The organism is Rhizobium johnstonii 3841 (genome assembly GCF_000009265.1).
GTDB lineage: Bacteria > Pseudomonadota > Alphaproteobacteria > Rhizobiales > Rhizobiaceae > Rhizobium > Rhizobium acaciae.
In genome coordinates, this window is the sequence record NC_008384.1 from 350758 (window position 1) to 371388 (window position 20631).

At 60.1% G+C, this 20631-nt stretch carries 20 protein-coding genes and 1 pseudogene; 11 read left to right on the forward strand and 10 right to left on the reverse strand.

The genetic code is table 11. The annotated features are described in order from the left end of the window. Positions 1 to 310: 310 nt before the first annotated feature. The 3 genes from RL_RS31370 to RL_RS31380 all read right to left on the reverse strand — a co-directional run bounded on the left by RL_RS31370 (position 311) and on the right by RL_RS31380 (position 4558). Positions 311 to 1936, reverse strand: a complete 1626-nt coding sequence (locus RL_RS31370; RefSeq protein ID WP_041936905.1) for a carboxylesterase/lipase family protein — start codon at positions 1934 to 1936, stop codon at positions 311 to 313. A gap of 301 nt (positions 1937 to 2237) precedes the next feature. After that, the gene (locus RL_RS31375; RefSeq protein WP_028741771.1) at positions 2238 to 2516 is read right to left on the reverse strand and encodes a hypothetical protein; all 279 of its coding nucleotides are present in this window, start codon (positions 2514 to 2516) and stop codon (positions 2238 to 2240) included. A gap of 1016 nt (positions 2517 to 3532) precedes the next feature. After that, complete coding sequence (locus RL_RS31380; RefSeq protein WP_011655063.1) at positions 3533 to 4558, reverse strand: sensor histidine kinase; 1026 nt, start codon at positions 4556 to 4558, stop codon at positions 3533 to 3535. Positions 4559 to 4762: 204 nt separating this feature from the next. Between RL_RS31380 and lov the strand changes: the two genes are divergently transcribed. From lov to RL_RS31400, 5 genes are all read left to right on the forward strand, one after another. Then, complete coding sequence (lov, locus tag RL_RS31385; RefSeq protein ID WP_011655064.1) at positions 4763 to 5800, forward strand: blue-light-activated histidine kinase; 1038 nt, start codon at positions 4763 to 4765, stop codon at positions 5798 to 5800. 164 nt (positions 5801 to 5964) lie between these two features. Continuing rightward, a complete protein-coding gene (locus tag RL_RS31390) occupies positions 5965 to 6276 on the forward strand; it encodes a DUF982 domain-containing protein (RefSeq protein ID WP_011655065.1) in 312 nt (103 codons plus the stop codon). A gap of 565 nt (positions 6277 to 6841) precedes the next feature. Further along, positions 6842 to 7501 (forward strand): DUF6766 family protein, encoded by a 660-nt coding sequence (locus RL_RS31395; protein WP_011655066.1) that lies wholly within the window; start codon positions 6842 to 6844, stop codon positions 7499 to 7501. A 29-nt stretch (positions 7502 to 7530) separates the two neighbouring features. Next, a complete protein-coding gene (locus tag RL_RS39955) occupies positions 7531 to 7701 on the forward strand; it encodes a hypothetical protein (protein ID WP_157865248.1) in 171 nt (56 codons plus the stop codon). Between the two features lie 33 nt (positions 7702 to 7734). Further along, positions 7735 to 9048, forward strand: a complete 1314-nt coding sequence (locus tag RL_RS31400; protein WP_011655067.1) for an NRAMP family divalent metal transporter — start codon at positions 7735 to 7737, stop codon at positions 9046 to 9048. A 79-nt stretch (positions 9049 to 9127) separates the two neighbouring features. Here RL_RS31400 and RL_RS31405 read toward each other — a convergent pair whose 3' ends face one another. From RL_RS31405 to RL_RS39530, 3 genes are read right to left on the reverse strand one after another with little or no spacing between them, the layout of a single operon-like run. After that, entirely contained in the window at positions 9128 to 9427 is a 300-nt protein-coding gene (locus RL_RS31405) for a hypothetical protein (protein ID WP_011655068.1), read from the reverse strand. Positions 9428 to 9441: 14 nt separating this feature from the next. Beyond that, positions 9442 to 9768 (reverse strand): hypothetical protein, encoded by a 327-nt coding sequence (locus RL_RS31410; protein ID WP_011655069.1) that lies wholly within the window; start codon positions 9766 to 9768, stop codon positions 9442 to 9444. Next, positions 9765 to 9983 carry a hypothetical protein gene (locus RL_RS39530; RefSeq protein WP_122330925.1) on the reverse strand — a complete coding sequence of 73 codons (219 nt, stop codon included), beginning with the start codon at positions 9981 to 9983 and terminating at the stop codon, positions 9765 to 9767. The genes RL_RS31410 and RL_RS39530 overlap by 4 nt, the downstream gene beginning before the upstream one ends. A 151-nt stretch (positions 9984 to 10134) precedes the next feature. On the opposite strand from RL_RS39530, the gene RL_RS31415 reads away from it, so the two are divergent. The 4 genes and pseudogenes from RL_RS31415 to RL_RS31430 all read left to right on the forward strand — a co-directional run bounded on the left by RL_RS31415 (position 10135) and on the right by RL_RS31430 (position 11935). Further along, entirely contained in the window at positions 10135 to 10461 is a 327-nt protein-coding gene (locus tag RL_RS31415; protein WP_041936906.1) for a hypothetical protein, read from the forward strand. A 41-nt stretch (positions 10462 to 10502) separates the two neighbouring features. Then, positions 10503 to 10934 (forward strand): CopM family metallochaperone, encoded by a 432-nt coding sequence (locus tag RL_RS31420; protein ID WP_011655071.1) that lies wholly within the window; start codon positions 10503 to 10505, stop codon positions 10932 to 10934. Positions 10935 to 10944: 10 nt separating this feature from the next. Further along, positions 10945 to 11277: a four-helix bundle copper-binding protein gene (locus RL_RS31425; RefSeq protein ID WP_028741778.1), complete on the forward strand. Its 333-nt coding sequence runs from the start codon at positions 10945 to 10947 to the stop codon at positions 11275 to 11277. 103 nt (positions 11278 to 11380) lie between these two features. After that, positions 11381 to 11935: pseudogene (locus RL_RS31430) on the forward strand (cytochrome c). Positions 11936 to 11963: 28 nt separating this feature from the next. Here RL_RS31430 and cueR read toward each other — a convergent pair. Together cueR and RL_RS31440 are read right to left on the reverse strand one after the other, a co-directional pair. Continuing rightward, positions 11964 to 12428, reverse strand: a complete 465-nt coding sequence (gene cueR, locus RL_RS31435) for a Cu(I)-responsive transcriptional regulator (protein ID WP_011655074.1) — start codon at positions 12426 to 12428, stop codon at positions 11964 to 11966. A 54-nt stretch (positions 12429 to 12482) separates the two neighbouring features. Further along, positions 12483 to 14957, reverse strand: coding sequence for a heavy metal translocating P-type ATPase (locus RL_RS31440; protein WP_011655075.1), 2475 nt, complete (start codon positions 14955 to 14957; stop codon positions 12483 to 12485). A gap of 147 nt (positions 14958 to 15104) precedes the next feature. On the opposite strand from RL_RS31440, the gene RL_RS31445 reads away from it, so the two are divergent. Beyond that, entirely contained in the window at positions 15105 to 15779 is a 675-nt protein-coding gene (locus tag RL_RS31445) for an adenylate/guanylate cyclase domain-containing protein (protein ID WP_032992679.1), read from the forward strand. Positions 15780 to 15907: 128 nt separating this feature from the next. Next, complete coding sequence (locus tag RL_RS31450; protein WP_011655077.1) at positions 15908 to 16327, forward strand: Spy/CpxP family protein refolding chaperone; 420 nt, start codon at positions 15908 to 15910, stop codon at positions 16325 to 16327. Between the two features lie 310 nt (positions 16328 to 16637). Here the strand turns inward: RL_RS31450 and RL_RS31455 are convergent, their stop codons facing one another. After that, a complete protein-coding gene (locus RL_RS31455; RefSeq protein ID WP_011655078.1) occupies positions 16638 to 17879 on the reverse strand; it encodes a glycosyltransferase in 1242 nt (413 codons plus the stop codon). A gap of 342 nt (positions 17880 to 18221) precedes the next feature. Further along, positions 18222 to 20123: a potassium transporter Kup gene (locus RL_RS31460; protein ID WP_011655080.1), complete on the reverse strand. Its 1902-nt coding sequence runs from the start codon at positions 20121 to 20123 to the stop codon at positions 18222 to 18224. Between the last annotated feature and the right edge of the window lie 508 nt (positions 20124 to 20631).

Consider the following 20631-nt stretch of genomic DNA (forward strand, 5'->3'; position numbering starts at 1 on the left):
TTTTTAGAACCGAAAGGGATGGCGCCTGCGGGAGCTGGAAGCTACTCGGTGAGCCCTTTTTGAGCGCCGGCATCGCAGCGTCCATCTCACCGCCGCCGGGGGGCAGGCTGCTCGCATCCTGACTTTATCTTTCGACCGGATCGACGAGTGCCTGGAGGAGATCCGCGGCCGGTCCTGCGTTGGATCAGGCCGCGGATCGGGGGCTGAAGGCGGATGATATTGGCAAAGATTAGGCGCATTTGTCGCGTGGCAGGCGGCGCCGGCCGGTCGATGCCAGCCGGCGCCGTATGTTCAATCTCTGCAATTGGCGCTAGAGAGCGCCTGCTGCCTGCAGCAGCTTGCGATCGAGATCGACCGCCACGCGGGGCTGCTTGTCGAGAACCATGGTCGCCGGCTTGTCGGTTGTGTAGCCCGGCCAGTCGGGCAAGCCGTCGGCGCTCGGCTTGCCGTTGCGCGCGAAGTTGACCCAGGCCTGGCTGACCTTCCTGGAAAGCGCGAGCGCGTCGCTGCCACCGCCGGTCGACGTCTTGACCAGGGCGGCGTTCGCAAACACGTAGGGCAATTCCGCACAATGCCAGGCCATGGCAATCCCATCCAGGACCGGTGACTCGTAGGCGAACATGTAGGAGTAGACCGGAGCCCCGTTCTGCTTCGCCTTCAGGTCGAGATCACGGATGGCTCCCGGCCGGAAGCGTAGATCCAGGAAATAGGCGTCGGCGATCTTTTTCTCTGGGTAGGCAGCCATGAATGCCTTGCCGACCGCGTCGGATTTGTCGGCGAAGCGCTCCTTCAGTTTGGCCTGAGACTTGTCTTCGTCCCAGTTGTTCTTGTTGTCGGCAAGAAGCTCGCCCGCCTTGTGGCCGATCACCGTCTCGAACTCGTTGAGGGTGTTTCCGACCATCAGCGGAATGTCCTTGGCCTGATCGACCCACTCTGTCCCGACCGGGTTCGCCGGAATGTAGTCGCCGTCCTGAACGGGTGCATAGCGGGCGTCCTTCGCGCCTTGGGCGGTCGCGTCCTTGATGGCCTTGTCGGCTGCGGCAAGGAGATCGTAATAGTCCGCGTCGGCAAGCTTGTCGATTTCGCCGACCTTGAGACCGAGATTGGCGAGCGTCAGTTCGGCCACCTTTCGCGAGGACGCCTGATCGATGACGGAATCGGTCCGGGAGCCGCTCTGGACGATGGCCTTCTGGAAGAGGCCCTTCGCTGAAGGCGTCCCCATCAGGGCGCGCACCTTGTAGCCACCGCCGGATTGGCCGAAAATCGTCACGTTGCCGGGATCGCCGCCAAAGGCTTCAGCATTGTCGTGGACCCATTTCAGCGCGGCGACGAGATCTGTGACGCTGGCATTGCCCGACCGTTTGTATTTCTCTCCGTAGGCGGAAAGATCGAGGAAGCCGAGCACGTTGAGCCGGTGGTTGAGGGTGACGACGACGACATCGCCGTCCTTGCTCAGATTGCGGCCGTCATAGGAGGTCAGCTCGATGCCGGAGCCATTGGTGAAGCCGCCCCCATGGATCCAAACCATGACCGGCCGTTTCTTTCCGTCCTTGATCGCCGGCGTCCAGATGTTCAGGAACTGGCACGCTTCGCTCATCGGCAGATAGCGGTGCGGATTGAAGAGTTCGTCGCCGGCCACTTCCTTCATGCGGGGGATGAAGCAGTTCTCGCCATAGGTGACTGCGGGACGGATGCCTTTCCAGGGCGCGACCTCTTCCGCCGGCATGAAGCGGTCGGCATGAGCATAGGGGACGCCAAGATAGCTGTAGATGCCATCGTCGAGTGCGCCGACGAGACTGCCCTTCTTGGTTTCGACCACCGTCTTGCTCTGCGAAGCAACAAACTCTTCGGCGAGAGCGGGTGCGCCGGCAATGGAAATTGTCACCGCCGACAGCGCAGATATCAAAGCGCAATAATATAGAAACGTCCTTTTCATCAACTTATCCTCTTGTCGTTGATTTCGAGTTTTCAAAGCCCGACGGCCGCCATCCCCGACCGTCGGTGACTAACTAGGTCGGTGCCGCCGATTGTCAGGCCACAGTCAGATGGTTTGCTGGAAAGAGGATCACGCCGGAGGGTTGGACGGGTCTTCTTGCTTCTTGAGTACGTCCGACGGAACACTACGCGGCCCCCGAGTGGTGTCGTTGGCCAACACTACCCGCACGGGTGATTAAACGGCGAGATACATGGAAATCTCGCCGCTTGCCCGGACTGCGCTAGCTAGCGTCCGCCACTTGTCAGAAAGATGACGAAGGGACCACGCCGATCGTTGGGACGGGTGGTTCGTGCTCCGGCACCTTGTTTCCTTGCTCGCCGCCCGCGCTCAGTGCCTCGCGCACTTCTTCCTCTTCCCAGCCCGCCTCGACGGCGGAAGCCACGAGCGTTTCGATTTTCTCGGTTTCCGAGTTGTGCGAAGTCTCATCGAGGCGGCGTCTGGCGGTCTCGAGACACTGACGGAGGTTCGAAGCGCGGCTGGCGTCGTTACGGTCGTAGCTTGGCGATGCGACGTAGGTCATTTGAAAGCTCCCTGCTGATCGACAGGAACACCTGAAGAGAGAGCCGGTTCCACAGCGTGTCTGCGGTAAGCCACCGGGTGCCGCCTCGGGGACTGACGGCATCTCCTGGCGCTGGTTCGCCTGCATCCGGATATCAAAGAGACTTCGATCGCGGCGCCCTGCGGTAGACCAGCCACATCGCGTGTCGAGGTCTCTCGTGACCGATCAAAGGGACATCGGATCATGTGCTTTGAGACCATTCGGAGGTGCAAAGGGAATTGTGGAGCGGCGGACCAACCTGCTGATCCGGCGCGCTGACAATGTCCCCAACCTCTCTGTAACTGGTTGATTTCATTCATTTTGACTCCGTCTTTTGCACCAAAAACACGGTTGTGGCACCTGGATCGATGGCCCGCTTCTCGAGGCTAGGTGACAACGAGGCAAAGAAAAACCCGCCGGTGAGGGCGGGTTCAGCGGTGCTCGCGAGAGCTTGTTTCAGGGAACTAGGTCGTGCCGATGGTAGAAGAGCGGTCGACCACTCTGGTTATGATGCCGCCTCGGGAAGGACGTCACTGACTGGCGCTTGTCCGTCTGCATCCGCTTTGCCCTAAGCGTCTATCAAGCGTCATGCCGGCTGAGTGCCGGTGGCTACGCCACGGCAGTCTGGTTGTCTCGGAACTTTCGATCGCGCCAGTCTGTTCGTACCTTTGTATGGAGGACGGTCTATGTCCAGAAAGAATAATGACCCATCAAAGGTGGCCAATCCTAAGGAGCAGCCTGTCAATCGCCCTGAGCGTAAGGAAGCGCCACCGGAGCCTGGCGATCATAAACAACCGGCTCGAGATATAAGGGAGGCACCGGTGCCCAACCCAAACGGCGATCCCGTCGACGAACCTTAGCAACTGCCAGACCGTCGTGAACCAACTTTTGGATTGGGTTCGTTGTTGCCTGGAACAAGGAAAATCCAACCGTCTCGCGATGACATCATCGATGTCTTTGATTTCTCGAGCGCCGGCCTTATTAGCTTTGCAATCAAATTATTCCTTGGCGTCGGAATAGTTCTTATATTGCAGCGTCTGAAGCGGCGCATCCAACCTCAGGATGAGCCCGGTCGGGGCGTAATCAAGAGAGACCTCCCCGAAGGCGGACAGACTGGAGTTGACGAGGCGTGTGCCGAACCCCTTCTTGCTCGGAGCTTCCACCGCCGGGCCTCCGACCTCCTGCCAAATGAAGTTCAGGCGCTTGTCGCCCAGCTCGTCTCCCACGGACCATTCGATTTTGACGGTCCCTGTATCTACCGACAGCGCACCATACTTGCTGGCGTTGGTGACGAGTTCGTGCAGCACGAGGGAGAAGCAAAGGGCTGCCTGTGGACCCAATTCAACTGCAGGACCGCTCGCGCGGAAACGTCCCGACGTCTCAAGTCCGAGATTAATCGCGGTAGCCTCGACAATCGTTGCCATGGTCGTACCCAACCAATCCTGCTGCAGCAAAATATCGTGTGCTTTCGAGTAAGCATTGATCCGTGCCGAGATTGACTGCTCGGCATCCTCCATAGAGCTGGCGTTTCGGAAGGATTGGCTGGTGATCGCCTGAACGACGGCCATCGTGTTTTTCATGCGGTGCGAGAGTTCGTGCATCAGGACGCGCTGTCGCTCCTCGTTTTCTCTCTGCTCCGTGCGATCTCTCAGAATCTTTACAAAACCCTCGACTTCGCCATCATCCGACGTCAACGCCATCATCTGGCCGGACGCCCAGAACAACGATCCGTCCTTGCGAACGTGCCAGCGCTCATCATTGCCATGACCTTCGGTCAGAGCGGCAGTCATTTCCCGCTGGAGAATCCCCGCCAGCCTGTCTTCCTCGGTGAAAATCGTGGCCGCGGGCTGGCCGATGATCTCGTCTTCATCCCATCCTACGATCCGGCGGGCGCCCTCGTTCCATGTGGTTACCAGCCCATCCAGATCCATAGAGATGATCGCATACTCGATCGCACTCTGCAGGATCGCTTCGAGAAATCGCTCTCGGGAGCGGCTGGAACTGGAGAAGAGTTTCATGATCATATGGTGCGCCTGATCCTTCGGAGCTGCAAGGCTGATCGACCACATCCAGAAGCGGGGGCCATCGTGTTGGCCAAGATCGTGGGTGTGTGGCACTTCGTCCGGCAGGTGTCGGATGAGTAATCGAGTACGTCAAACAAGCGATCTTCTCGGAAACAAAGATACACAAGCTACGTTATCAGCCGACGACTTTGTGAGCGTGGAAGCATGACACCCCATACCAAAGAAAAACTCCACGGGGATTTGCCCTCCGCATCTTCAAAAGCAGCTTCTGCCGATCGGAAAGAGTTGGCAGCGATCGCATTTGAACGCACCAGGATGCCGATGGTCGTCACCGACGGCCGCAAACCCGATCTTCCGATCGTGCTCGCAAACAAGGCATTCCTCGAGCTGACAGGTTACCCGGCCCAAGAAGTGCTAGGCCGCAACTGTCGTTTCCTGCAGGGCCCCGCGACGTCTCCAATCGCGGTCGCAGAAATTCGTGCCGCTATCGCCGGCGAGCGTGAGGTCAGCGTCGAGATCCTCAATTACAAGAAGAGTGGGGAGCAGTTCTGGAATCGCTTGCATCTCAGTCCCGTCCATGGCGATGACGGGAAGATCCTGTATTTTTTTGGATCTCAAATCGACATGACGGAATACCGGCGGATCGAGGCACTGGAGGCCTCCGAACATCGCCTGCTGATGGAAGTCGACCACAGATCCAAGAATGTCCTCGCGATCGTCGACAGCATCGTCCGCCTGAGCAATGCCGATGACCCCGCCCTTTACGCCGCCGCTATTCAACACCGCGTACAGGCGCTCGCCCGTGCCCATACCTTGCTTGCTGCACGGGGATGGACAAACATTTCTCTTGAGGAACTCATTCGCCAACAAGTGACGCCGTTCGCGGCCACCCGCGCTATTTTTAACGGGCCGGATATCAACATGCCTGCGCCGGTCGTCCAGCCCCTTGCGCTCGTACTCCACGAGCTCGCTGTCAACGCAGCCCATCACGGTGCACTTGCCGTGGCGCAAGGCAGGCTTTCAATCAGTTGGAAGCCCAGACCGTCCGGGGCGGGCTTTTACATCCGTTGGCAGGAGGTGGGCGCCCCCACTCCACCCAAATTGGCCAAACGAGGTTTTGGTACGGTGATTGTCGGCGCAATGGTCGAAAAGCAGCTTAAAGGACGCCTTCAGAAAATCTGGTCGGACGAAGGGCTGCTTATCGACATTGAGATCCCATCGGCAGGCCCGACCTGCGCATAACGGCACGTCGGCGCAGGAAAAGTGAGGTCAGAGACCCGCCCTTGAAATTAGAGACGGCCCCCGGTGACTAGGAATGGGATTGATTGTGATGGCCCTTGAACAGCTGCGGACCTGCCCCAATATGATTTTCATAAGGACCATTGGTGGCATGAAAGGAGGAAAAGATGCCGCTGAACGATGTTCCGTGGACCCGGCCGGTGAGAATCCGGCTGCAGTGCGGTTTGGAGCGCACCTTCACAGGAGCCTACGACGCCTTGGATTTTCTCGAGAACGAATGGCCGCTGCGTCATGGAGAGCGCCACGAACGCGCGGTGAAAACGTGCCGTGGCGCTCTCAACGGGGCTATTCCCAGCATCGTCGCGCGCGAGGCCTTCGTGGCCGCCTGCCTCGAAGCCGGCATGCCGTCCATCCTTGCCCCGTGGAAGAGAAAGCCGACAACGGATGCGGCCCGGCCAGCACGTCTCGTTGCCAGTTAAAGCAGAAACGATGATCTCGCCTCGGATGGGGCGAGGTCTGGTATAAGCGCACGTTTTCTCGTAAATGGCTGGGCGAACGCCGTGATGGGACTTCCGGCTGTCAGCCGGCATTTCGCTGTCGGACGGGAGGGCGTCGCAGCGTATGCAATCACCGAAACAGCGGTTCGTATCCTTCGCGTCCTCCATGGCGCGCACGAATGGCCAGACACTTTGCCAACGAGCTAGGCTTCGTTCTCAATGCTGAGAATCAACGGGTCGGTAGTCCGAACTGGTTCAAGGCGACCATTCGGATAGAACCACTCCAAAGGGTTCTGCCGAGACGAGAACGGACTGATTTTTCTCAGTAATGATCTACGCTTGCGCCGCAGTCATAAACTCGCGTTGAACCTCAGCTCTGAAACATCGCACGCTTTCGGTTCAGAAACCTGCGCATATGACCTGGTCTGGGCGATCATCAACGGCACGGAACCACCCACGACGGCCGGCGCCGCACGCCCGCATAAGTGGGAACGTAATTCCCGATCACGGGTTACTGCGAAGCAGTATCTCGGAAGAGGGAAACACGATGCGTACTTTACGCGACAACGGACTGTCGATCATTCTCGCAACGGCATCGCTGTTGACGATTGGCGGCATGCTGGTAACCGGTTATTTTGTCTACTATCACGAACTCGCCGACCATGGTGCTGCGCAGATCGGACTGGCAGCCTACGCTGCGTCCGGGCATTTCCTTTCATCGCTTTTTGAGAACTGGGAAAGCGAATTTTTGCAAATGTCGGCCTACGTGATGCTGACCGCTTTTTTCTTCCAGCGCGGATCGGCTGAATCCAAGGATCCGGACGAGCCTGCCGAGCAGGATGAGGACCCCGCCTTAAGGCAGAATGACCCAGAGGTGCCGTGGCCGGTCCGCGTTGGCGGCTTCACAAGATTTCTCTATTCCTATTCGTTGGGGATCGCACTTGGCATGCTGTTTATTGTGACCTTTTTGCTGCATCTTCGCTACAGTGCGGAAGCCGAAAGCGCCGAGGCGCTGATACACGGCCAGCCTCCAGTCACCATGGTCGACCATCTTGCGAGTGCGCGGTTCTGGTTTGAATCCCTGCAGAACTGGCAGTCTGAATTTCTGTCAACCGCGGTCGTCGTCGTTCTGTCGATCTTCCTGCGCTTTAAGGGGTCGCCGGAGTCAAAGCCTGTCGCTTCCTCGCATCGCGAGACGGGGGCCTGAACACTTCGAGATCTGTATGGACGGGAGGCATGTTTTTCGAAGGCTTCAAACTTGTGACCCTGCAGATAGCGTCCGGCGAGACGCGTGTGCCCGCGCTTCGCCCGGCCGGTCATCGCACCAAAGTTCGTGATGACGAAAAACTCGACCGGGCCGCTTCTGGCCATCCGCCGGTAACGTTCCGCCATCTTGAAAGCCGTTAACTTCGAGTTAGTTATGCGTGACGGGAGGAGCGCATGGAAACTTCATTCGGTGACCCATTGCCACGCGAAGCGCACCCGACACCCCGCGCGGCTGGAAAGCATGGTTCGGTCCTGAAGCAGCTCGGTCCCGGACTGATTACCGGAGCCGCCGACGACGATCCAAGCGGTATCGCGACCTACTCGCAGGCCGGAGCTCAGTTCGGCTTCAATATGCTCTGGACGATGCTGCTGACCTATCCGTTGATGTCGGCGATCCAGCTCATCAGCGCCCGCATCGGCCGTGTCACGGGATGCGGCCTCGCCACCAACATCGGGGCGATATGGCCCAAGCCACTTGTCGTCGGACTGGTACTGCTTCTATTCGTGGCGAACACGATTAACATCGGTGCCAACCTTGCTGCAATGGGAGCTTCCGCGGAACTCGCCACTGGAATACCAAGTCTTCCGGTAACCATGGTTTTCGCTGTTCTGTCCCTCACGCTGCAGATGTTCATTCGCTACGAAAGCTACGCCCGATATCTCAAATGGCTGACGCTCGTGTTGTTGAGCTATGTCGCCGTTCTATTGGTTGTCGAGATCGACTGGGTCGTGGCTTTGAAGGGCTTCATATGGCCGTCCTTTCCCCTGTCAGGCGACAGTTTTACGGTCATCGTGGCGATCCTCGGAACCACGATTAGCCCCTACCTCTTTTTCTGGCAATCGAGCCAAGAGGTCGAGGAGATTGATCGCAAGGACAGCGCAGAGCCGCTCAAGAACGACCCGAGACAAGCTCCGAAGGAACTCAAGCGGATCCGTCTCGACACCTTTGCCGGAATGGCGGTTTCCAACATCGTCGCGATCGCCATCATCATGAGCACCGCAGCCACCCTCCATGCTCATGGCAAGACCGAGATTGCGTCGGCTGCCGATGTCGCCGAGGCCCTCAAGCCTCTTGCGGGCGAGTTCGCATTCGTGCTGTTCAGCCTCGGCATCATCGGGACCGGCATGCTGTCTATTCCGGTGCTTGCAGGATCCGCAGCCTATGCCTTTGGCGAGAGCCAGGATTGGAAATGTGGCCTGGAGCACAAGCCGTGGGAGGCCTATGGCTTCTATGGAGTGATCGCGGCCGCCACCCTGCTGGGACTTGGCCTCGAGTTTATGCCTATCGATCCCATAAAAATGCTGTTTTGGAGTGCTGTTATTAACGGTTTCGTCGCCGTGCCGATCATGGTGGCAATGATGACGGTGGTCAGCCGTCACGGACGAATGAAAGAATTCACAGCCTCCAAGACCGCTTTATTCTTCGGCTGGGCCGCCACCGTTGTCATGGCGATGGCGGCGATTGCAATGATCGTTCTCAAAATATGACGTCCGCTGGAACCTCCCTCGAACTGGCGGATTTTTACCAATGCCAATTCAAGTGTTCACCTCGCGCAATGGTCCCAACCTAATGCAGCACTGAAAGCTTCGCCTGCCTCTCCAGAAGACCTTCGACGGTACCAACAAGCCTCGCGGCCCGCCGCAAGATGACCGCGCCGGTTGCGCTCACCGCGATGTCGTTGGACATCCTTTCCATACAGCCTGCCACCTCCATCATTGCCGTGCCGAGCTCGCTGTGGCCGATGCGGTCCGCCAGCCGTGCAAGGCGGCGGATGTTCTCCACATAGCGGGAAATCACCAAGAGCCGCTGTGGCACGGGATCATAGGTAGTGGTGACAATCCGAGGTCGGGTTTGCCTGACTATCATGTTCGGCCTCCCGCCTATCCAAGCAAAACCTCATGGCGCGCGGGCCGCGTCTGCGAGCCCTTGTCTCGCCACTCGTCGAGCTTCTTGAGCGCGTCAAGAATGTCTCTGTATCGAACCGGACGGGGGAGGCCCGGCGGATGGCGCAGTTCCGGCAACGATTCGACCGCGTGAAGGTCAGAAGCCCACGAAGCGAGAATTGCTCGTTTCTCGTCACTCGAAAGCCGCGCTGAGACGACCTCCTCCGGGCGGTCGAAGTGTCGGTGGGGGTGAAGAATGTGCGACGCGGATATCGCGTCGACCGCGTCGTGGCGGGTAGTGTGTTCAGAGCCTTTCGTTTTCATCTTGCATCTCCTAAAAACTTCCAGCTAACGGAGCGAAAATCTCCAGGTAAAAAGGAGATTGTTTCAACGAAAACAGCATTCAAGAGGTTCGAAGCGCGCCGCTCAAATTTTTTTAACGCGCCTCTTGAATCAAAAAACCCTCGAGACTGGACCGGCACCAGGAGGGCGACCAGCCAGTGAAGACCTATCTGGGCCAGCGAATAGCCAGGTTTCATCGAATTTTTCCGAAGCGAGAGGCCGCAGACTAGCCGGCGACGGTTAATGCTTCCTCACGCCCGGTTGCCAAAACGCGGCCGCCACAGATCACGGTGTGTTGGAACATTACTGCTGCCGCGCGGTTCTATAGTGGAAGGGAAATCCAGCCGAATGGGACTTGGGAGCATATTGCGCTACGCTCAGCTTCTGGTCGTCGCGATCCTCGTTGCGGCGAATCCTTCTGACGTGGCCGCGACGCCGAGCACTCTTCAAAGCCAGCACTGTGCCGTCGTCGAGCGTGATCACCATCTGGGGCATACCTACGACCCGCAGACCGGGTGCTGTTCGACGATGCACTGCTGTCCGATCCTTCCGGAACTTGCCAAGGTCGCGGCTCCACGCTTCGAACCGGGCAGGCATGAACCGCCGCCGTCCGTCGAGAGGCCGCTCCTGCTGATCCGTGCGATCGATCCGCCGCCCCGATTTCCTCCAGTCTGAGACAGTACAACTAACCTCAACCAGATTTCGGAGATCGAAACATGAAGACGTTCACCAGGCTTACCCTGTCCGGGGCAGTCGCCGCCTCCTTCGCAATCCTCCCGTCGGTGGCTTCCGCCCAGTCGACGATGGCCTACCCGGAGAAATGCAAGTCCCAAGGCATGGACATGTCGAAGGCAGACATGCCTTCGGGCGGCATGCCGATGGGCGACATGACCGACTACCAGAAGGCGTCGATGGACGGCATGAAGGTCATGCACATGAACATGATGCAAGGGATGATGAAGAAGGACGCCGACGTCTCCTTCGTCTGCGGCATGATCGCCCACCACATGGGCGCGATCAGCATGTCGGAGGTCGAGCTTAAGTATGGCGACAACGAAGAGGCCAAGCAGATGGCCCAGAAGGTCATCGAAGCCCAGAAAAAGGAGATCGAAGAGATGTCCAAGTGGGTGGACAAGGAAGCCAAGTAGGAGATTGACCATGCATCACATGTCAACTGAGATGAAAGCCTGCATCGACAACTGCCTCGCCTGCTACCGCGAATGCCTGTCGATGGCCATGGGCCACTGCCTGGAACTGGGCGGCGAACATACCAAGCCCCAGCACTTCAAGCTGATGATGGCCTGCGCAGAGATCTGCCGGACCTCTGCGCACTTCATGCTGATCGGCTCGGAACACCACAAGCATGTCTGCCGGGAATGCGCCGAAATCTGCGGCCAGTGCGCCGAAGACTGCGAGCGGATCGGCGACATGCAGAGCTGCGTCGACGCCTGCCGCCGCTGCGCCGATAGCTGCCGCAAGATGGCTGCGTGATCGGGGAGGGCGACGTCCGCCCTCTTGCTGCCTAGATGAGAACGGATACCCGGCGACGGATATCCGCAGCAGGTGGCAGGGTCCGGTTTGGAACGCAGCATTGATGAAACAGACCACTTACATGAAGAAGGTTGGGCTGCTCTCCGTCGTGGGGGCAGTCCTGATGGCTTCCCTTCCGTCGCCGGCCGCGGCGGACCTGGTCACCCTTCGACAGGCGGACATGAAGGCCATGGGCGCCGCGGCGAAGACGATCTCCGGCATGTTCAAGGATCCGGCGACTTATAAGGCCAGCGAGTTCAAATGGGCGGGCGACACGATCCGCGACAAATCCGGGAGCGTTCTCTCCGCACATTTCGCCTCCGAGGCGGCCAGTCCGCAGTAGAAGGCGAGGCCGAACTTCCTCGAAGAGCGCGAGCGGTTCGACCGCCTCGCCAACGACCTACGCGACTACGCCGTCGCGCTGGATGCCACCGCGGAGAACAACCCCGGAGGGATGCCCGCCAGCATGCGCATGAAGCCTGGAGAGGCGATGGGCGGCGGGCCGCTCGGCACCCACGTTCGCAACGAGCAGGAGCTGTCGGCGCTGCCGGCGGAACACGCGTTCCACCTCATGCTCCAGACCTGCACGACCTGCCACGTCAGGTTCAGGATGGAATGACGTCGCCACTCGGGACCGAGAGGTGCGGCTAGCGCCTGCCGTGGTCCGTCTTCAATCCGTTGAGACCGAAGCGGGAATTGGTCGCAGGCGGCGGCGCTTCTTCGCTCTGATTGGCGAACTCCTCGATGATCGGGCAGTCGGGCCGATCATCGCCATGGCAGTGCTTGGCCAGATGCTTCAGCGTTGCCGTCATGGCGTGGATCGCCGCAGCCTTGCGTTCGAGCTCCTCGATGTGTTCGCGGGCGATGCTCTTCACGTCGGCGCTCGCTCTCGACCTGTCCCGCCAGAGGGCCAGCAGGGTCTTCATCTGCTCGACGGAGAAGCCGAGGTCCCGCGCCCTGCGTATGAACCGCAGCGTATGGACGTCGTTTTCGCCGTAGGTGCGGTAGCTCGATTCCGTGCGATGCGCGGGCGTGATCAGCTTTATCTGCTCATAGTAGCGGATCATCTTCGCCGACACGCCGCTGGCCTTTGCTGCCTCTCCGATGTTCATTCCATGCTCCTGTCGATATGGGAGGGCGGCTTCGATGACGACGCCCCAATTGCCTCAAGCTTCTATGCGGCGAAGGCGCAGCGCGTTACCGAGGACGAACACGCTCGACATGGCCATCGCCCCGGCGGCGAAGACTGGCGAAAGCAGGGTGCCGTTGACCGGATAGAGAAGACCGGCCGCAACGGGCACAAGGCTGGCGTTGTAGACGAACGCCCAGAACAGGTTCTGCTTGATGTTCCGGATGGTCGCGCGGCTCAGCCCGACGGCCCTGACGACGGCGGTGAGGTCGCCGGACATCAGCACGACGTCGGCGCTCTCGATCGCGACGTCGGTGCCTGTGCCGACGGCAAGTCCCACGTCCGCCTCCGTGAGTGCCGGAGCGTCGTTGATGCCGTCGCCGACGAAGGCGACCTTGCCGCGCTCGCGCAGCCGTTTTACGGCCTCAACCTTACCTTCTGGACGCACCTCCGCAATCACCTGGTCGATGCCGAGCTGGGCGGCGATCGCCTCGGCGGTACGACGGTTGTCTCCGGTGATCATCGCGACTTCGAGACCAAGGGCATGCAGGGACCTGATCGCTTCGGGTGTCGTTTCCTTGATGGGATCCGACACGGCGACGATCGCCGCAAGACGGCCGTCCACGGCGACATAGAGTGGGGATCTGCCCTTTGAGGAGAGTGCCTCGGCGATCGAGGCGAATCCTTCTACGGAGACGCCCTCGCGGACCAGCGCCCGATCCGCTCCCACGAGCAGCGATCGACCTGCGACGGTTCCCTTCACGCCGTAGCCGGGCGACGCTTCGAAGTCCTCCACGGCGGCGAGCGCCAATCCCTCCGCCTCGGCAGTCTTGACGATGGCTTCGGCGATCGGATGCTCCGACAGCGCCTCGATGCTCGCCACCCAGGCGAGGACGTCCTCGCGCACGAAGCGATCCGAGACCTGGAAGTCGGTCAGCTCGGGCTTGCCCTTCGTCAGAGTTCCGGTCTTGTCCAGGGCGACGACTTTGGCCTCGCGTAGGCTTTGCAGCGCCTCGCCCTTGCGGAACAAAATCCCGAGCTCGGCCGCGCGGCCGGTCCCGACCATGATCGACGTCGGCGTCGCGAGACCCATCGCGCACGGGCAGGCGATGATCAGGACGGCGACGGCGTTGACCAGCGCAAAGGTTAGCGCCGGAGACGGGCCGAGGATCATCCACGCGCCGAATGTCAGTAGTGCCACTAGGATGACGGCGGGGACGAACCAGCCTGTCACCCTGTCCACCACGGCCTGGATCGGCAGCTTGGATCCTTGCGCGGCCTCGACCATCCGGACGATCTGGGCGAGCACGGTGTCGGCCCCGACCTTGGTCGCGCGGAACGTGAACGAGCCCGTCTTGTTGATCGTACCGCCGACCACCTCGCTTCCAGCGGACTTCGAGACAGGAACCGGCTCGCCGGTGATCATGGCCTCGTCGACGTAGGACGCCCCGGACACCACGGTGCCGTCCACCGGAACCTTCTCGCCGGGCCGAATGCGGATCACGTCCCCGGTCACGACCTCGTCTATCTCGATCTCCACGAACGTGCCGGACCGCTCCACGAAGGCGGTCTTCGCCTTCAGGCCGAGCAGGCGCGTGATGGCCTGGCTCGTCTTTCCCTTCGCTCGTGCCTCGAGGTAGCGGCCGAGCAGTATCAGGGTCACGATGACGGCTGCGGCCTCGTAATAGACGTTGACGGTTCCTGAGGGCAGGGCGGCGGGCAGAAAAGTCGCGACCACGGAGTACGCCCATGCCGCCGAAGTGCCGAGCACCACCAGAGAGTTCATGTCGGGCGCCAGCCGCAGGAGGTTGGGCACGCCCTTCCAGAAGAAGGCAAGACCAGGCCCGAACAGGACGATGGTCGCCAGCGCGAACTGCATGTAAAGGCTCTGCCGCATGCCGACGACGTCCATGACGAACCCGTGGACGCCCGGTATGACGTGGGAGCCCATTTCGATCAGGAACAGCGGCAGGGTGAGGACGGCGGAAACGCCGAAGCGGAGCGCAAGCGAACGCATTTCGACGTCGCGGCGGTCGGCCGCCGCGGCCGTTTCCAGCCGACTTTCGGATTTCGGCTCGTATCCGGCCGCGCGGACGGCGTCTTCCAACGTGCGCTGCGACACCGCACCTGCCGCGAAGCGGATCGTGGCCTTCTCGGTTGCCAGGTTGACGGATGCTTCGACGACCCCCGGTACGACTTTCAGAGCACGTTCGACGCGGGAGACGCAGGAGGCGCACGTCATGCCTACGACAAGCATCTCCAGCGTCTCGATCCTGGCCTCGTAGCCTGCGCCTTCTATGGCTTGCAGGACGGCGGCCGCGTCCACCGTGTCCTTGAACGTCACGGTCGCGCGTTCCGTCGCGAGGTTCACCGACGCGGTGTCGACGCCGGGGACGGCCTTGATCGCCCGTTCGACTCTGCCGACGCACGACGCGCACGACATGCCTTCGATTCCGAACTCGGTCGGAATGGGTGATGCGGTCGACTTTTCGATCTTGGATATGGCAGTCATGGGACGATCCCTTGTTGAACTGCATACATAAGTAATCCTTCCTATGATGGGAAGGTCAAGGGCTCGTGTTGACAAGGAGCTTCAAAAGTTGCTTTGGAAACGAACGCGAGCGAGAATGCGGCGTTGCTAGGATCAGATCTTCGAGCCATGGAGAGCGATGTGAGGCAGCGAGAGAATCTAGCTACCGCACCGGCCACCGTTGCGTTCATAGATATCGCGGGATTCAGCGCGATTGCTGACATTTATGGAGACGCAGCCGCGCTCGACGTGCTTGAGGTATTCGAGAGCATGGTCCGCGACGCCCTCAGCGGTTATGATCCGCCGATCAAATGGATCGGGGACGAGGCAATGCTATCATTTCCCGATCCGGATACGGCGATCCAGGTAATCGGACCGCTGCTGCAGGCCTGCCGCGAGGAGCCGCGACTGCCGCTCACTCGGACCGGGCTGAACCACGGGCCGGTCGTCCGCAGGGAAGGCGATCTCTTTGGATCGACGGTCAACGTTGCGGCACGAATCGCCGCGCTTGCATCACCCGGCCAATTGCTCGCCACGCGGCTCGTTGCCGAGGCGGCCGTCGCCAGAGGCATCCTGGTGCGGGACCTCGGAATGGTGGCGCTTAGGTCGGTGGCGGGGGAAGTCCCTCTCTATGAGATCGAGCTTGCTCCGTCTGCGGACCCAGCGTGGATCGATCCGGTGTGCAAGATGCATGCACCATACTCGTCCTACAGGCGGGCCGCCCCCGAAGGGCGGTGGTTTTGCTCGCCGCAGTGTGAAGAAGCGTATCGACGGTCGCCTCAGACCTATGAGGTTCCGCGCTGACGGTTTGTAACCCCCGGCGCGGAACACTTGCTAATGCTGGCGCTCCGCTCCGAGGTCAAACTCGTTTGAAACTGCACGGATAGCCGGCCTGAGCGCATCACGCGACGTCCGCATATGCGCAGGAGGCGGTGCGGGATATCAAGTCTCTGTCGGCAACGGACGTCGACGAACTGGCGAGAGGGGGCGGGTGGGGCTTTGCGAAGCCGGCGGAGCTCAACGGCTACCCCGGTCCCTCGCATGTGCTTCAGATGAAGGACCGACTAGGCCTGACGGACGATCAGCTCCTGAAAGTGCAGAAGGCTTTCGACCTTATGCAGGTTCAAGCGTCGGAAGAGGGCAAGGTCTTCGTAGAGGCCGAGCGGGAGCTCGATGCGGCGTTCAGAAGCGGGGCCATTACCGAATCCGCACTTCGCAACCTTGTCGCCACTGCCGAGGCGAGCCGGTCACGGCTGAGGTTCATTCACCTTGCGGCGCATCTCGAGGTGACCCGGCTTCTCGACGACGGTCAGATCACAGCCTATGGCGAGCACCGCGGCTATTCGAAATAGACCGTCAGGCGGCAGAAGGCGCGACGGCACGCGGTTTTTATCCACGCAAGAGCGCATGAAGTACGACGGCTGACAGTGAGAGCGGCTCCCGTCTCCTAAACAGCATTCATTGACCTTCCGCTGCGTGAGCGCTGGATCTCAATCGATAGATATATCGAGAGAACCGCGCATGAAATGCAAGCCATCGATCTTTGCAGGCGAGCATATCCGCGTACGCACATTGCGGCATCGCTGTAGTTTATCGCCTTCTCCCGATCTTGCCCGCTTGGCACGAATGGCCTCTCGACCGGGCAGGGCGAATTCATGGGCCTCAATGCAGTTTGTTCGCAGCCGCCTCGATGAAGCCGACTGCGGTGGCCACGCCATTCTCGTCCCTGATCCGTGCGCCAACCGCGTCTGCCTGGCGTCGCATAAGTGGATCGTCCATGGCCGCGATTGCGTCTGTCAGGCTCTCGACGGTCAATGCTCTGCGATCGAGTGACAATCCGACGCCGAGATCCGTTATCCGTCTTGCCCAGAACGGCTGATCGCCGAAAAATGGGCAGATGATCATGGGCTTGCCGGCCCGAAGAGCGGCCGCGGTCGTTCCGGCGCCGCCGTGGTGGATGACCGCACTCACCTCGCGAAGCAACCTGTCGTGAGGGGCGTCGCGAACGACATGAACGTGCCTGGATTTATGTTCTGCGGTTAGGGCACCGCCTCCAACAGCCAAGATACCCCGCTTGCCCTGCCTCCCGAGCGCCTCGATAACAGTGGCTGTCATCCGGCCCGGATCGACGCCCGGCATGCTTCCGAAGCCGACGTAGACTGGCGGCTCTCCTTCGGCGAGGAAGGCTGCCAAATCGTCTGGAGGTCGCCAGTTCTTGCTGTCGAGAAACCAGTAGCCACTCACCAGCACGTCACTGCCCCAGTCCGGAGGGACCGGCACGACGTGGCGACTATAGGCGTAGAGCGTACCACTCGAAGCGATAGCTGGCGTCCTGCGTTGCGCCAATCCAAGTTGTCCCACCCTCCAGGTCGAGAGCAACGTGCCGAACAGAAGTTCAGCGCCCCTGATCGCCGCGATATGGCTGGTCCGATTGAACCAGCCCAGATCTTTGAAAGGCAACATCGGGCTGGGAAAAGCGGCAGTCGGCGTAAAGCCAGGCAGAGGCGAGGCCAGAATAAATGGGCACTGAAGCGCCTCCGCCATATGTGGGACCGCGATCGCCTTCGGATGATGCACGAAGATATCGGGGGTGAAGGCCCGGGCTGCTTTCCATTCCGCGTCGAACAGGGTTCGCATCATCGGACGTGCATACTTGAGCAGCTTGAAACCGGCACTGAAGCCCTTGCCGCCGGCGATCGCCGCCTTTCCTTCAGGAGTATCGAGAAGAGCGAGAAACTCTCCGGGAAGGGAGGCGAATGCGATGCCGTGGTCTAGCACCATGCTCTCGAACTGAACCGGAGCAGCGAGCTGTACTCGATGTCCTCGCTCGATCAATCCCAATGCCAGAGCGATATAGGGCTGAACGTCTCCGCGCGTGCCGAGCGTATGAATGGCTACCCTCATTGCGCCGTCACCTCGCTTCCTCCCGGTTCAATAGCCGTTGTTCCCAATGTCACCTTGCGGCTCGGTGGCGGGTCTTCCGAAAAGCCATCTGCTAAGAGCCGAACCATCCCATCGCCCCGCGCCCACGAGCGCAATTTGCGCTACCGCGAGGAGGGCCAGGACTATGATTACGAAGGGAATCCACTTCTTCCTAATATTCATTCCAGTGTCCACTCAAGCTACCGCTGTTGTCTACAGTGAAGGGCCGGACGCCCGCAACGAGCGGCGGGCGACTTTCCCCAGAGTCAGTTCCTGAACGACGATCGTACAGATGAGGACGGCATAGGTAGCTGTGGTGCGCCGCTAGATGGTCGTCTGCAGCCCGAGTTCGACCACTCGCCCCGACGGCAGCCCGAAATAGTCTGTCGCATTGCTGGCATTCTCCGCGAGCGAGATGAACAGCCGGTCCTGCCAGAACGGCAGGCCGCCCTTCTTCGACGGGAGGATCGTTCGGCGGGAAAGGAAGAACGAGGTCGACATGATGTCGAACTTCAGACCAAGCTTGCGGGCGAGAACGAGCGCACGAGGGATGTTTGGCGTCTCCATGTAGCCGAACGTGATCACCAGGCGACTGAAGTGGCGATTGAAGCTTTCGAGAAAAATTTTCTCATCGTCCGGGACGAAAGGCGTGGTCGAGGTCACGACGCTGAGAATGACGTTCTGCTCATGGAGCACCTTGTAGTGCTTCAGGCTATGGAGGAGTGCGGTCGGCGCGCCTTCGATGTCGCTCGTCAGGAACATTGCCGTGCCAGGCACCGTAGGCGGCTTCTTCCGAGCCAGGTTGTCGATGATCGCCGAAAGTGGGATTTCGTCAGCCTTGGTGCGGGCAGCAAGCAGCCGACGCCCCGCTGTCCATGTCTGCATGATGAGCGCCATCGTCGACGCCACCGCAACGGGAACCCATCCCCCTTCTGCGAACTTCGCGATGTTGGCGGCTAGAAACCCGGCGTCGATCAGCGTAATCGGCACGATGACTGCAAGAGCCGCCGTCAGCTTCCAGCTCCAGATACGGCGCATCACGATGAACAGGAGGATCGAAGTGATGAACATCTCGCCTGTCACGGCGATACCGTAAGCGGCGGAAAGGCCGCTCGAGTTTTGGAAGAAGAGTACCAGAGCAGCCACGAAGATGAACAGCAGGTTGTTCACCTGCGGCATGAAGATCTGTCCGGATTGTGTTTCGGAGGTGTGAAGGATTCGCAGGCGCGGAAGCAGGTTGAGGTGCATCGCCTGACGGACGAGGGAATAAGCGCCGGAGATCACGGCCTGGCTGGCGATGACCGTTGCCGCGGTGGCCAGACAGACCATAGGAATCCGCGCCCACTCCGGATGCATGCTGAAAAAGGGATGCTCAGCCATCTCCGGGTTCGCGAGCACGAACGCTCCCTGCCCGAAGTAATTCAGAAGCAGACTAGGGAAGACGAGCGAAAACCACGCCGTGACGATCGGGCGGCGTCCGAAATGTCCAAGGTCGACATACAGAGCCTCGGCGCCGGTCACGGCAAGAAAGACGGCCCCGAGCACCGCGATGGCCGAGCCGATGTTGTTTGCGATATATTGGAGTGCGTGTACCGGATTGACTGCGGCTAACACCGACGGATCGTCAAAGATGTGGATCGCCCCGCTGACGCCAAGAACGATAAACCACAGAGCCGTTACGGGACCGAACACCGACGCCACGCCGCTCGTGCCGAATCGCTGGACGAAAAACAGCACGGCAATAATCGTCAGCGTTATAGGCACGACCCAGTTGGACAACGCTGGTGCGACCACCTCGATGCCCTCGACCGCAGACAGGACTGAGATCGCCGGCGTGATGATCGCATCGCCGAGGAACAGCGAAGCGCCGATCACGCCCAGGACAAGCACCCACTTGGGGCGCCCCGTCAGACCTTCGCGGGCGAGAGTCATGAGCGACAGTGTGCCGCCTTCGCCCCGGTTGTCCGCCTTCAGCACGAACGTCACATACTTCAACGTGACGACGATCGTGAGTGCCCAGACGATCAGTGACAAAATTCCAAGCACGTTGGCACGATCCGCTCCCGATCCACCGGTGGCGTGGAGGGCTTCCCTAAAGGCATAGAGGGGGCTTGTTCCGATGTCGCCATAGACGACTCCCAGAGCAGCGAGAACGAGCGATGGCAGTCCTTGCCGGGTCTGGTGTTCCAGTTCCGGATCTGCTGATCGCAGCTTGCTATCGGTCAAATGGCATGTCCTGTTGGGTGGAGCGCTGGAAATTGCCACCGGCTAAGCGTCATTGCAACTCGAACGAACGTGAACAGGCATAGTTTCCGTCTCACGAACATCGCTGTGGAAGGCCATGGCTTTTCTAGAAACCCGTTGCTTTTCAAGCTGACGGGGCGACACTGCATCTGGCAGTGCGCGAAATTTCTTTCGACGAGAAATATTTGGCTGTCCCGCGCGTGCACAATCATTACAGCGTGTGCACAATCGCATGTGGCGAAACGCTGATCGCGAGAATGCGGGATCGAGGCGAGGAGGATCGGTATCTCGCGGTGATCACTGGGAGGCTCTTCGCATCCTCACCCGTTTTTTTGGACCACGGCGGCGGCCGCGCTAAACGCCGCCTTGTCGCTGGCCGACATCGCGAGGGTGAGGTCGCTACCGTCGGCACGGGGTAGCGTCAAGTCCTCGCCCGGTTAAGACCAACTTTGGGGCCTTTTCGGGGGGTGCAAAAGGACATTGTGGAGGA

Excerpts from the sequence above, each read along its gene's own strand:
- RL_RS31370 (WP_041936905.1), bottom strand. The coding sequence starts at position 1,936 with ATGAAAAGGACGTTTCTATATTATTGCGCTTTGATATCTGCGCTGTCG.
- RL_RS31375 (WP_028741771.1), bottom strand. The coding sequence starts at position 2,516 with ATGACCTACGTCGCATCGCCAAGCTACGACCGTAACGACGCCAGCCGC.
- RL_RS31380 (WP_011655063.1), bottom strand. The coding sequence starts at position 4,558 with ATGATCATGAAACTCTTCTCCAGTTCCAGCCGCTCCCGAGAGCGATTT.
- lov (WP_011655064.1), top strand. The coding sequence starts at position 4,763 with ATGACACCCCATACCAAAGAAAAACTCCACGGGGATTTGCCCTCCGCA.
- RL_RS31390 (WP_011655065.1), top strand. The coding sequence starts at position 5,965 with ATGCCGCTGAACGATGTTCCGTGGACCCGGCCGGTGAGAATCCGGCTG.
- RL_RS31395 (WP_011655066.1), top strand. The coding sequence starts at position 6,842 with ATGCGTACTTTACGCGACAACGGACTGTCGATCATTCTCGCAACGGCA.
- RL_RS39955 (WP_157865248.1), top strand. The coding sequence starts at position 7,531 with ATGTTTTTCGAAGGCTTCAAACTTGTGACCCTGCAGATAGCGTCCGGC.
- RL_RS31400 (WP_011655067.1), top strand. The coding sequence starts at position 7,735 with ATGGAAACTTCATTCGGTGACCCATTGCCACGCGAAGCGCACCCGACA.
- RL_RS31405 (WP_011655068.1), bottom strand. The coding sequence starts at position 9,427 with ATGATAGTCAGGCAAACCCGACCTCGGATTGTCACCACTACCTATGAT.
- RL_RS31410 (WP_011655069.1), bottom strand. The coding sequence starts at position 9,768 with ATGAAAACGAAAGGCTCTGAACACACTACCCGCCACGACGCGGTCGAC.
- RL_RS39530 (WP_122330925.1), bottom strand. The coding sequence starts at position 9,983 with ATGAAACCTGGCTATTCGCTGGCCCAGATAGGTCTTCACTGGCTGGTC.
- RL_RS31415 (WP_041936906.1), top strand. The coding sequence starts at position 10,135 with ATGGGACTTGGGAGCATATTGCGCTACGCTCAGCTTCTGGTCGTCGCG.
- RL_RS31420 (WP_011655071.1), top strand. The coding sequence starts at position 10,503 with ATGAAGACGTTCACCAGGCTTACCCTGTCCGGGGCAGTCGCCGCCTCC.
- RL_RS31425 (WP_028741778.1), top strand. The coding sequence starts at position 10,945 with ATGCATCACATGTCAACTGAGATGAAAGCCTGCATCGACAACTGCCTC.
- cueR (WP_011655074.1), bottom strand. The coding sequence starts at position 12,428 with ATGAACATCGGAGAGGCAGCAAAGGCCAGCGGCGTGTCGGCGAAGATG.
- RL_RS31440 (WP_011655075.1), bottom strand. The coding sequence starts at position 14,957 with ATGACTGCCATATCCAAGATCGAAAAGTCGACCGCATCACCCATTCCG.
- RL_RS31445 (WP_032992679.1), top strand. The coding sequence starts at position 15,105 with ATGGAGAGCGATGTGAGGCAGCGAGAGAATCTAGCTACCGCACCGGCC.
- RL_RS31455 (WP_011655078.1), bottom strand. The coding sequence starts at position 17,879 with ATGAGGGTAGCCATTCATACGCTCGGCACGCGCGGAGACGTTCAGCCC.